The sequence below is a fragment of the Rahnella sp. NRRL B-41462 genome (assembly GCF_003263525.1).
GTDB lineage: Bacteria > Pseudomonadota > Gammaproteobacteria > Enterobacterales > Enterobacteriaceae > Rahnella > Rahnella aceris.
The window spans coordinates 16,071-28,219 of record NZ_JYDF01000049.1; the positions used below are offsets into that span (position 1 = coordinate 16,071).

7 protein-coding genes are annotated in these 12,149 nt (G+C 52.8%); 3 read left to right on the plus strand and 4 right to left on the minus strand.

What is annotated here, in order from left to right; translation table 11 throughout:
- Positions 1-25: 25 nt before the first annotated feature.
- The 4 genes from bcsB to UC14_RS13115 are packed head-to-tail and all read right to left on the minus strand — an operon-like array spanning position 26 to position 6,206.
- Complete coding sequence (bcsB, locus tag UC14_RS13100) at positions 26-2,515, minus strand: cellulose biosynthesis cyclic di-GMP-binding regulatory protein BcsB (RefSeq protein ID WP_112197856.1); 2,490 nt, start codon at positions 2,513-2,515, stop codon at positions 26-28.
- The gene (gene bcsA, locus UC14_RS13105; RefSeq protein ID WP_013573456.1) at positions 2,512-4,611 is read right to left on the minus strand and encodes a UDP-forming cellulose synthase catalytic subunit; all 2,100 of its coding nucleotides are present in this window, start codon (positions 4,609-4,611) and stop codon (positions 2,512-2,514) included. Before bcsA ends, bcsB begins: the two co-directional genes overlap by 4 nt.
- A gap of 30 nt (positions 4,612-4,641) precedes the next feature.
- The gene (gene bcsQ, locus UC14_RS13110) at positions 4,642-5,445 is read right to left on the minus strand and encodes a cellulose biosynthesis protein BcsQ (RefSeq protein WP_013573457.1); all 804 of its coding nucleotides are present in this window, start codon (positions 5,443-5,445) and stop codon (positions 4,642-4,644) included.
- Entirely contained in the window at positions 5,436-6,206 is a 771-nt protein-coding gene (locus UC14_RS13115) for a hypothetical protein (RefSeq protein WP_112197857.1), read from the minus strand. The genes bcsQ and UC14_RS13115 overlap by 10 nt, the downstream gene beginning before the upstream one ends.
- Positions 6,207-6,765: 559 nt before the next feature.
- Here UC14_RS13115 and hmsP point away from each other — a divergent pair.
- From hmsP to UC14_RS13130, 3 genes are all read left to right on the plus strand, one after another.
- Positions 6,766-8,748: a biofilm formation regulator HmsP gene (gene hmsP / locus UC14_RS13120; protein ID WP_112197858.1), complete on the plus strand. Its 1,983-nt coding sequence runs from the start codon at positions 6,766-6,768 to the stop codon at positions 8,746-8,748.
- 236 nt (positions 8,749-8,984) lie between these two features.
- Positions 8,985-10,268: a dicarboxylate/amino acid:cation symporter gene (locus UC14_RS13125; protein ID WP_013573460.1), complete on the plus strand. Its 1,284-nt coding sequence runs from the start codon at positions 8,985-8,987 to the stop codon at positions 10,266-10,268.
- Positions 10,269-10,594: 326 nt separating this feature from the next.
- Positions 10,595-12,109, plus strand: coding sequence for a pitrilysin family protein (locus tag UC14_RS13130; protein ID WP_013573461.1), 1,515 nt, complete (start codon positions 10,595-10,597; stop codon positions 12,107-12,109).
- The last annotated feature ends 40 nt before the right edge of the window (positions 12,110-12,149 follow it).

Genomic DNA, 12,149 nt, shown 5'->3' on the forward strand with positions numbered 1-12,149 from the left:
GTTTTTGTTTTAAAGCCGATGCTTTTCATTTCTGACCCAGACGTTTGGCCGCGTGACGACGCAGGACAACGAACAGGCTCAGGCCAACCACCAGCGAAAGCAGGGTCGCAATCAACGACAGGATCACGATGTGTTTGCTGGCATACCAGAGCACCATCATGTACCACGGCATTTGCCCGGTCGGGAATTGCTGACCCACTGAGAAGCTGCGGATGCCATTTTCATCGGTAATAATCGCCAGATCGCCGCGCACGTTGGCGTTGATTTTGGGTGATTTCAAATCGTTATGGATTTTCAGCAACTGCTGATCGTCTGTACCGGTTGCCAGCACGACCACATGGTCGGCAGACCAGCGCGAACGGTAGCTGACGAAGCCACGCCATGCGCCGGTTGAGGACAGATAACGGTCTGCATCGACCGGCTGGCGGTACCAGTCACCGGTCAGCCAGGCGACAACGCGCTGCATTTCGGTCGGCGTTTTTACGCCCATTGAGCCACCGTTGATGCTGAAAGGAGAGTCCGCAAGTAACTGCTGGTTGAATGGCGTGTCGCCCAGCGTGGTGACGGCCAGAATATCGCGGTCAAACAGCGGGTTATTTTGTTCATCACCGTTCAGGCCGAAGGCCACCTGCACATGATTCACCGGCATGCCTGTGGCTTTACCGGCGCGTGAGGCCAGGTTCAGCAGGGTGTGGATTTCATCCGCTGTCGGCGTTTGCGGCAACAGCATCAGGGTGTCGGAGAAATCAGCCAGTTTGGAGTACGGATAAGACGCGCCGACGAAATACGACAGGTTCGGCAACTGGGCGAAGTGGTAGCTTCCGCTCAGATCGATGAAAGATTTTGGATCGATACGGCTCTTAATATTGTCGCTGGTCAGAATGCTGCACGGCGCATCTTTTTTCGGCTTGATGTCGAAATAGAATTGCAACTGGTTGTCGCCGTAAATCAGGTAGGGCGCGAGTTGCAGCGTGTAGCGTTCCTGACGGCTGTCACCGCCCAGGCGACGCCAGATATTTTCCACCAGACCCACTTTGTTGACGGTCAGGCTGCGCAGGAAGTTGCTGTTGATGGAGACGTTGAGTCTTGAACTGTCTTCATCAATCCAGTTTTCGGTGGGGAAACGGTAATCAATGCGCACCGGAATATTGTGTCCGTCCCACATGAACAGATCTGGCGCAGCGCGGAAGGCGACCTGAATGCCGTCGTGATAAATGCCGTTTGAAATCAGCGAATCTTGATCTTTACCCGCCAGTTCACCCAGCGTCACCGGCCGTGAGGTGTCAATCCAGCGCGGCGCGTCATACGGTTTGCTGGACGGAATGGTTTGCTGGGCCACATCCAGATGGTCGGTGTTGTTCGGCATCCCGCCACTGATCAGGCGATACGCAGCCTGACGCAGTTGGTTATCGTCATTACCGAGTACCAGCAGCAGCTTGTAAACCGGATTGATCGGGTTATCGATAATCTGAATCGATGCGCCGTTGCTCGCCGGCAACGTCAGTGAACCGATTTTATCCCCCGGCTTGCCGAACAGAATGCCATCCTGATCCGGCAAATCATTCAGGATGACCGGGAAATCGACGCTGCGATAATCGGACAACATGCCGAGATAAGACGAGACCATCGCCGCAGCGCTGATATCGCCCGGTTTCATGGCAGCAGAGAAGCCCATGGTGATTTTGGACTCCTGCATCTGCAGGCCATCAAAGAACGGACGCGGGAAGTTACCCAGATTACGGCCAATATTCAGTTGCTGACCTTCCAGCCCGATGCTGGTGGTGGGCAAAATAGTGACCCAATATTTATCCGACTGATCTTTCTCGCAGGTCATGGTGTTGCTGTCATGCACGCGGAAGCTCAGGTTGTTGTTGGATACCACCATGGCTGCCGGAATATCGAGATCGTAAACATCGCCGCCGTTGCTGCTCTGATTCAGCGGCAGGTTACCCAGCGGCTGGCCGTTGAGCATCAGTTCGAGTGTGGTATCGCGGGCAATCAGCGCCGGAGAAATTTTCAGTGCCAGCGACAGGTGCGCGTTGGTCACTACTTCATCGGCAGGCAGGGTGAAAATGATACCGGACTGCAACTGGCCGCCGCTGAGCGTCAGCCCGTTTGGCTGGCCCATTTCGGCAACGGTGACGTTGCTGGTCACCGGCTGAACCAGCGGCATTACCGGCGCAGGGGCAGCGGAAGGATCGGCAGTTACATCAGGCATCGCGGGGCTGTTATTCACCGGCGTGGTATCCGTCTGTGGTGCATCTGCGGCCGGGGCTGGCGTTGTGTCACCGGCTGGCGCCGTTTCACCCGGCATCGGCATGACCGGCGGTAGCCATGACGGCGCGGCTGGCAGGCTGGTTGCCGGATCAACGGCCGGTGCCGGCGCGTCTTCCGCCTGTGACAACGGCAGACTGCTGAACGTCAGCAACAAACCGGTGGTGATTTTTCTGAACAGGGATGCGCCCCGTGCAGCCAATAAACGGCGCTTACTCATGAGGTTATAAGGTCGGTTCATGCTGCTTCACTCTTGCTGGTGGCGTCAGCGGGTTTATTTTTAGCACGGCGTTCCTTCCACGTGTTATAGAACAACTCGAACACGCAACGGATGATGCTTACCAGCGATCTGAACGGATTATCCGGCGGGTATTCTTCGCCAATCCAGGCGTCAGCACGGCATAAGACCACGCGAACCAGCTCGCGGCGTTTCGATAACGGCAGGTTTTCAAATTGCAGACGCAACCGCTCTTTGTCTCCGCTGATTTGCGTCACCGGGAAACTTTCCGCGCCGGAAGACAGCTGAATTTCTACTTCTTCAATTTCTTCATCCAGATAGCGCACGTCCGGCGTCACCAGTTGCACACCGCCCATCGACATATCGATAGTGGTGGTGCGCAGTGAAATACCATTGGCGTAATGAATAATCGCCGGGATGGCCACATCGATACGGATAGTTTTACGCACCTGACGGGTTTCTTTCGCTACTGCAATCGCTGCCAGCAAAATCAGCACACTGAAACTGCCCCACGCGATATTCAGCGCAATAACGTTTGGGTCGATGGCAAAGTAATTGTGGAAGATGGCGCGCACGATGCCGTAACCGATGCCGATAATCATCAGGATGGCGACAATCAGGTGAGGTTTGACGATGTTGAAGTCGAAGAAACCGACGTCCAGCAAACCGCCTTTATCCGTCACGTTAAACTTGCCGCGTTTGGGTGCGAACATTGTCACCAGCGTGGGCAGGATCAGGTGGAAGGCCATCACGGTCTCGTAAATCTCACCCCAGAAGGTGTAGCGGAAACGCCCGTTCATGCGGGAGTTGATGTACAGCGACATCACCAGGTGCGGCAGCGCGTAAGCAAAAATCAGGCTGGCGGACGAGGAAATAATGTTCAGGTTGAACAGCAGGAAAGCCAGCGGTGCGGTCAGGAACACCACACGCGGCAGACCAAACTGGAAGTGCAGCATGGCGTTCAGGTAGCACAGGCGTTGCTGCCATTTCAGACCGCGGCCGAGCAGCGGATTATCCACCCGAAAAATTTGCGTCATGCCGCGCGCCCAGCGGGTACGCTGAATGACGTGCAGACCCAGACGTTCGGTCGCCAGACCGGCGGCCAGCGGGATATCCAGAAACGCGGTATTCCAGCCACGACGCTGCATTTTCAGCGCGGAGTGTGCATCTTCGGTAACCGTTTCAACCGCAAAACCCCCCACTTCTTCCAGGGCCACACGGCGGATAACCGCACAGGAGCCGCAGAAGAACGTCGCATTCCAGTTGTCGTTACCTTGCTGAACCGGGCCGTAGAACAGGGCACCTTCGTTGGGCATGGTGCGGCCCGCAGACAAGTTACGTTCAAACGGGTCAGGTGAATAGAAGTAGTGCGGTGTCTGGATCAGCGCCAGACGCGGGTCTTTCAGGAAGCTGCCGACCGTCGCCTGCAGGAACGCGCGGGTGGCCACGTGGTCACAGTCGAATACGCAAATCAGCTCGCCTTTGGTGAGTTTCATTGCATGGTTCAGGTTGCCGGCTTTGGCATGGGAGTTGTCGTTACGGGTGATATATCCCACGCCGGCGTCAGCGGAGAACACCGCAAATTCGTCCCGTTTACCGTCATCCAGAACATAAATTTTGATTTTATCTTTCGGATAATCGATGCACTGCGCCGCCAGCACGGTGTCACGTACTACGTCGAGACTTTCGTTATAAGACGGAATATACACATCGACGGTTGGCCACAGCGTGGTGTCATCCGGCAAAGGTTCGATGGTGCGTTTTAATGGCCAGGTGGTTTGCAGATAGCCCAGCAACAAAATTAGCCAGACATACAGTTCGGCAAGGAATAAGCCGATCCCTAAAATAGCTTCTATTGTTGAATTAAAATGCAGCGTTTCCGTCGCACGCCAGTAAATATAACGCGTCGACATCATGACGGACATGATGACCATCACCACGCTAATCCGTCGGCTTTTACTGATGCCAAGCAGGAATAACAGACCGATGCTGATCAGGCCAAAAATGTACTGCTTCTGGCTGTCCATCGGGGTAATGATGATGACTGCTGCCACCGGCAGCAGCAGAAGTACAAGAAGAGAAAACAGGAATTTATTCATCGCTTTTGGGGTCGCTGTTAACAGTGATAGCTAATAACTGCCAGATTTAGGCGCGGCGTGTAATTCACCATCACCGACTTTAATCCCTAAAATGGCGGCGACTTTTTTGCTGATCAGTTCAATATCAAATGCCGAAGCCGATACCGGACTGAAATCAATAATAGAGCGCTGCGAGGCATTGGCCTCTGGCACACATTCATCCCTGTGGATTGTGCCTAATAATCTTTCATTTAAACGCTGTTCGAAAAATTGGGTGACGTCGCGGCTTAATGTCCGGCGGGTGTCACTTTGGTTAACAACATAATATTCACCCAACTTGTTATTCAAAGGGGTGCCAATTAATTTGTTTTTTTCCATTAAGGGTAATAAAGATAATGATGCGGTATCGGCCAGCATCACCACCACATGTAAATCAGCAATGGCCTGAACGGCTTTTAATGCCGGACTCGGGCCGGGAGGGAAATCCGCGATAATAATTAATCCCGGATAATTCAGGACGGTATTTAATCCGCGCTGTAAAAAATGCGGATCGCTGGCAAGCTGATGTTCGAATTCCAGCCGCTGATCTTCCGTCACTTCGCCGTAAGGTAAGACAAACGTATTGGAACCTGCTTTCAGGATGAACTGGCTCCAGTCGGATTCATTACCCGAACCGGCGACAAAACCGCGGGTATCGGCAATAGGTACACCGAAATGAAGGCGAAGGGCGTTCTGCACATCAAAATCGATGACCAGCACTTTACTGCCACTGCGGGCAAGCGAATAGGCCAGGTTGGAGGCCACCGTGGTTTTTCCTACCCCACCTTTCGGTGAACAAACGCAAACTAACGGCATGAGGCAATCATCTCTAACAGGGGTTGAAGCGGTGTGTCGCGATGTAAATAAGCGCTGGCAGGCTGCGGCGCTCGCTGTTTAAACATTTGTTTAAAGCGCTGGTTAACCTCAGCAGACGCCGGGGATGCGGGTACCACTGGCGCTGGATTTTGTACCGGCGGCTGGTGGTAAACCGGCGCGGCGGAGTGTTGTTCTGGCTGAGGCGTCTGAACCGGCGCAGGTGCAGGCTTTGAAGGCGCTTCGGGCATTGCTTTACGCAATGAATCGAGTAAACCTGAGCCGCTGTCAGGAATGACTGACTGGGCGTGCAATGTCGGTGCTGTGTGAACAGGCTGATGTTGCGCGGGCTGCACGGACACGGGGGCTGGCTGAACGGGTGCGGACGGCAGCGTTTCGCGCAGGGCATCAAGCAGACCAAAACCGGCTGGCGGAGGAGTAACCTCCGAAGACATCGGCGTGGCTGGTGTGTGCATAACAGGCTGTGCGGCAGAAGCATGCGGTTTCTGCTGCTCATTGACAGACTGAGAAGCAGAAAGCGAAAACTCGTCCGCAGAAATGGATTGTGGCGTTGGCTGCGTGGTACGGCCGTTATCAAGTGGACCGGCAGGCTCTTCGCTGGCTGAGACTTGTTTAATCAACGTCCACTGATTCATTGAACCTGTTATGGATTCTCCCGTTGATTTTTCATTAAGCTCTTTATAATCAAGATATTCCAACTTCGTCTTATCCATAAAACGTTTAATGTCATCATATTTATTCATAAATCCCGCCCGATAGGATTATATATTTCGGTGTTTTCTGGACGTCAAAACGACTGTGATTGGCCGTTAACAAAGAGTGTAAAAAGATGAATATTTTTAAAGTTTTATGTGGGAATAGGACTCGTCTTAATATATCAGTTCTTTTACAGCATAGAGCAGTTTTTACAAAAAATAGGATTAACCCGCATAAAAAACAACACGGGCATAACTGGCTGGCGCAAAAGGTTTTTGATGTTGTTTTGCGATGCGTTTTTGTTAAATTAGTATAATGTTTGGTTTTTTATGTGATGAATAGCACATAATATTCATCAGGTGCGCCGGGCTCAGGATGTTCTTATGCTGTGAATTATTCGATTAACCTGAGTAATGTATGTTTTCTCTAAGTTGAACAACATAAAGAATATTCATTGTAGGTGTGTACCGGCAAACATGTTGTTTTTTATAGCCAAAACTTCGTCTTTAACCTCGAAATAACACGTTATAAGGTATACTGCGCACAAGTACCGTTTCTGCCCTGATGGGCGCGGAAAATCATGTCGGTGGTTGATGGAGAATTAAGTTGCGGGTCAGGCGTTCATTAACGATTAAACAGATGGCGGCCGTGTCGAGCATTGCGGCCATCACCATTTGTATTTTTATCGTCATCCAGCTGTTCCACTTTGTACAGCAACGGAGGGACGATTACGCCCAGCAACTTGAGAATATTGCGCATTCTGTTCGGGTTCCGCTCTCGCAAGCCGTGCTGGATGTTGATCTGGAAGAAACGCAGGACATTCTGAATACGCTGCAACCGGTGGGCATTCTGAGCCGTGCCGACGTCGTGTTACCCAATCAGATCGCCGCACTGCATACGCATTTCCCACCAGGCCGCCCGGTGCCGCAATGGGTGACCCGCGGTTTCAATCTGCCGGTGACAATCTCCGTACCTCTCTATTCTGCGGCTGCCAGCCCTAAAGCCCCCAAACCCCTGGCTTATCTGGTCCTTCAGGCTGATTCCTACCGCATGTATCAGTTCATCATCAGCGCGCTCTCGACCATGCTGACGACATATCTGTTGCTGGCGCTGATCCTGACCATTTCCGTGAGCTGGGTTATCAACCGTTTGATCGTGAAACCGCTTCGCGCGATTGCCAGCGATCTGGAATCCCTGCCGGAAAGCGAGGTGCCAGGCCATCAGTTGACCCTGCCGCAACGCCACGAAGACGATGAGATCGGCATGCTGGTGCGCAGCTACAACCGCAATCAGCAACAGCGGGAGAAGCCGCAATGCACTGCCCGTGAAGCACTGCTGCCTTCTCAAACCATGCTAAATAATGAAGAACAGTTTATGCAGCATCTGGAACACCGCCTGCATTGCGCTGAACCGCAAAAAAGTTTCCACCTGCTGTTAATCGGCATTGAAAGCCTGCGCGATGATGGCCATGTGGATTGCCCGCTGATCTCTTCCATCATGAATGTGTTGCCTGAGAACTGCCTGCTGGCGCGCCTGAGTTATAACGAATTTGCTCTGCTGGCGGCGGATATTCCGCGGCCCTTTATGGCGATGCGTCTGGCGCGGCAAATCATGGAGCGCATCAATGCACCGCAGGAAAGTCATGCTGGCAATATGTCTCTGCATCCGACCGGCAGCATCGGCATCGTGCAATACACCGGCGAATTCCCGGTGAGTGCGCAGCAACTGATGGTGAATGGTCGTGCGGCCAGAGTCTCTGCCTATCAGCAGGGGAAAAACCAAATCCTGTTCTTCGAGCCGGAACTGACCGAAAAAATTCAGAAACGCTTACTGCAGGAAAACGAAATCCTGCATGCGATGGAACAGAATGATTTCACGCTGTTTATCCAGCCGCAGGTGAATATGGCAACCGACACGGTGGTCGGGGCGGAAGCCCTGCTGCGTCGTAAAATGGCCGATGGAAGTTACGGCCTGGAAAGCGATTTTATTGTGCTGGCCGAAGAAATCGGCGTCATGAGTCAGCTGGGTTACAAAATTCTTGAGCTGGGCTGTCAGATCCTGGCGGACTGGCAGCAACGAGGCATTCCCCTGCCGCTGTCAGTCAATCTCTCCGGCGCGCAGGTACAGCAGCGTAACTTCCTGCCGGAACTGCGCAGCCTGCTGAGCCGTTACAAAATTAATCCGGGACAACTGGTGCTGGAAATCACGGAAACGGCCCGCATTGATGATCTCGATCGCGCGCTGCTGTTGCTCAGCGAACTTCGCGCCGTGGGTGTTTCCATCGAGCTTGATGATTTTGGTCTGGGTTACTCCGGGCTGGAATACCTCAACCGGCTGCGCACATTGCCTATTGATGTCATCAAAATTGACCGCAGCTTCGTCAGCGTGCTGCCGCAGGATGAAGTGATGGTGAATATTGTGGCCTCGATTGGTCACGCCATGAATATTCAGCTGGTAGCCGAAGGCGTAGAAACTGAGGAACAACGTCAGTGGCTGCTTAAGGAAAATATTCAGCTCGGACAAGGCTATTTATTTTCCGCGCCGCTTTCCAAAACTGACTTCGAACGGAAATTCTGCCAGCCTTCCTGACCTGTACCACGGACAGGAAAACCTCTTCTTGTCCGGCATTTCCCCCTCCTGACGCTTTTTTTACTTACATTACTTCCTGCTGAATCCTTTCCGCTCCGGTTTTTCATGACTCGTGATTGCGGAGGGAAACGAAATATTTCCATCATGTTGTGCTTGTGTTATTTACCTGCTGCCACTCATTACCTTTGACCTTACAAAAAATAGAAGTCGGCGCAATCACTTCAGGATGGGTATTCATGAAAAAATCACTCTTCAGAAGCCTGTATTTTCAGGTGCTTTTGGCTATTACCGTCGGTGTTCTTCTGGGGCATTTCTACCCTGAGATTGGCGCTCAAATGAAACCACTTGGTGATGGTTTTGTTAAATTAATCAAGATGATCATCGCGCCGGTGATCTTCTGTACTGTCGTCACCGGTATTGCGGGTATGGAAAGCATGAAAGCGGTCGGCCGCACCGGTGCGATTGCGCTGCTGTACTTTGAAATTGTCAGTACACTGGCGCTGATCATCGGGCTGGTGATCGTCAATATTGTACAGCCGGGAGCCGGGATGAACGTGGATCCTGCCGCGCTGGATGCCAAAGCGGTAGCGGTTTACGCCGAGCAGGCGCAAAGCCAGGGCATCATTCCGTTCCTTCTGGACGTGATCCCCTCCAGCGTGATTGGGGCATTCGCCAGCGGGAACATTCTTCAGGTGCTGCTATTTGCTGTGTTGTTTGGCTTTGCGTTGCACCGTCTGGGCCACAAAGGCCAGCTGATTTTCAATGTGATCGAAAGCTTCTCTCAGGTCATTTTCGGCATCATCAATATGATCATGCGCCTCGCACCGATTGGCGCATTTGGGGCCATGGCGTTTACCATCGGCAAATACGGCGTCGGTTCGCTGGTGCAACTGGGACAACTGATCCTGTGCTTCTACCTGACCTGTATTTTGTTCGTGGTGGTGGTGCTCGGGCTTATCGCGCGCTTCACCGGTTTCAGCATCTTCAAGTTTGTGAATTACATTAAAGAAGAGCTGCTGATCGTGCTGGGCACGTCATCTTCTGAATCAGCGCTGCCGCGCATGCTGGATAAAATGGAGCGTCTGGGTTGTAAGAAATCGGTGGTCGGGCTGGTCATTCCGACCGGCTATTCCTTCAATCTGGACGGCACCTCGATTTATCTGACGATGGCAGCAGTCTTCATCGCGCAGGCGACCAATACCCATATGGATATCTGGCATCAGATCACCCTGATTGTGGTGCTGCTGTTGTCTTCAAAAGGGGCGGCAGGCGTAACGGGCAGCGGATTCATCGTGCTGGCGGCAACGTTGTCTGCTGTGGGCCATTTACCGGTTGCAGGACTGGCACTGATTCTGGGCATTGACCGTTTCATGTCCGAAGCGCGTGCGCTGACCAATCTGGTGGGTAACGGCGTCGCCACCATCGTGGTCGCAAAATGGTGTGATCAGCTGGACGAAGGGCAGTTAAAAGCGACCTTAAACGGCCAGAAAGGTCTGACCGAAGCCGAAAAGTCCGCCTGAAATTTCTGAAAAATGGTGGCTGAATGGATGAAAATATTGAGAAAGGTTTCTAAAAACGCATTTATTTAGCCCCAAACCCACCTAATATCCACCGGTTACTTGATGCAACCGGTGGATTATCTTCATAATATGTCCCTCAAATGCCTCATCTGGCGTTCGTTCCCATAATATTTTTGCGGGCTGCGTGACATTGCGAAAAATGCGCGGTCTAACGAAGGGCTGTATTTTCCGTCCTTAAACTTACGCATTCAATTCCTGTGGGCCAGTCGACCGACACCGGCAGGACAGCATATTGAAAATTGGATTGTCATTACGTAGGGGTTCACATGCAGGGCACCAAAATCCGTTTACTCATTGGTGGATTGCTGCTGGCAGCAGCCGCAAGTCATGTGCAAGCTGAAGCATTACAACCAGATCCGGCCTGGCAGCAGGGGAAACTGGACAATGGATTTACCTGGCAGTTGCTGACCACGCCGCAACGCCCGAGCGATCGCATTGAATTACGCCTGGTGGTTCGCACCGGCTCGCTGGCGGAATCAGCCCAGCAAACGGGCTATGCCCATTTCCTTCCCCGCCTTGCGCTGATGCACAGCGAAGGCTTCAGCACGGCTCAGCTCCAGTCTCTGTGGCAGCAAAGTATCAATCCGCAGCGGCCCTTGCCGCCAGCGGTCAGTTCTTATGATTTCACGATGTACAACCTGAGCCTGCCCAATAACCGTCCTGAGCTTCTGAAAGATGCTCTGAACTGGCTGGCAAATACGGCGGGCAAAGTGTCTGTCACCCCGGCGCTGGTGAGTGCAGCCCGTCAGGAATCTCAGGATCCGGTAGGTTCTCTGCCTCAAAATACGCAGGATGCCTGGTGGCGTGCGCGGATGGCCGGTTCGACGCTGGTTGGTCACAATCCAAACCATTTACCGACCAAACCCGTCAATATCGAGGCATTAATCAAATTTTATCATCAGTGGTATACGCCTGATGCGATGACGTTATTTGTCGTCGGTAATGTCGACAGTCGTGGCCTGAGTGAACAAATCAATCGCACGTTCTCGTCACTCAAAGGCAGCCGCCAGACGCCGCAGACGTTGCCCACGCTGTCTGAAGTGACGACAAAATCCATGACCGTCATGGATGAAAATCTGACTCAGGATCGTGTCTCATTAATGTGGGATAACGCCTGGCAGCCCATTCAGGATTCACAGGCACTTGCCGCATACTGGCGCAGTGATCTAGCCCGCGAAGCGTTGTTCTGGCATTTGCAGCAACAACTGAAAAGTGCGTTTGAAACCAAAAAAGACACCCCGGCACCTGGCCCGGGGCTGGGTTTCGACTGTAATGTGCAATATCAGCGCGCGCAGTGTGCAATCCGCATTGAAGCACCGCAGGCTAAGCTGACGGAGCTGTTTAAACGTCTGTCAGAAGAACTCCTGGCTGTTCGCGATAAAGGCATTTCTCAGGCTGAATTTGACGCACTGATTGCGCAGAAAAACGATCAGCTGAGCAAACTGTTCGCGACTTACGCCCGCACCGATACCGATGTGCTGATGAGCCAGCGTTTGCGTTCCCAGCAAAACGGTGTGGTAGATATCGCCCCAGAACAGTATCAGCAATTGCGTCAGCAGTTCCTTTCCACGCTGACCCTGCCGGTGCTGAATCAGGAACTGAAGCAACAGCTTTCCCGCGCTCCTGCGTTATTAGTGGCGCAGCCAAAAGGGGAACCTGAGGTGAATGCCGCAGAGCTGCGGGCGGTTTATGACAAGATAATGGCACCGGTGGAAACCGCGCCTGCGGTTGATGCCCCTGCGGGGGATGTGCCAGCGGCATCGGCGACGACTGCGCAATAAGTAGATCGTTGAGTAAGAATTCGGTCGGCTCCCTCCCCTG

Coding starts and splice junctions, on each gene's coding strand:
- bcsB (WP_112197856.1), bottom strand. CDS start 2,515: ATGAACCGACCTTATAACCTCATGAGTAAGCGCCGTTTATTGGCTGCA.
- bcsA (WP_013573456.1), bottom strand. CDS start 4,611: ATGAATAAATTCCTGTTTTCTCTTCTTGTACTTCTGCTGCTGCCGGTG.
- bcsQ (WP_013573457.1), bottom strand. CDS start 5,445: ATGCCGTTAGTTTGCGTTTGTTCACCGAAAGGTGGGGTAGGAAAAACC.
- UC14_RS13115 (WP_112197857.1), bottom strand. CDS start 6,206: ATGAATAAATATGATGACATTAAACGTTTTATGGATAAGACGAAGTTG.
- UC14_RS13125 (WP_013573460.1), top strand. CDS start 8,985: ATGAAAAAATCACTCTTCAGAAGCCTGTATTTTCAGGTGCTTTTGGCT.
- UC14_RS13130 (WP_013573461.1), top strand. CDS start 10,595: ATGCAGGGCACCAAAATCCGTTTACTCATTGGTGGATTGCTGCTGGCA.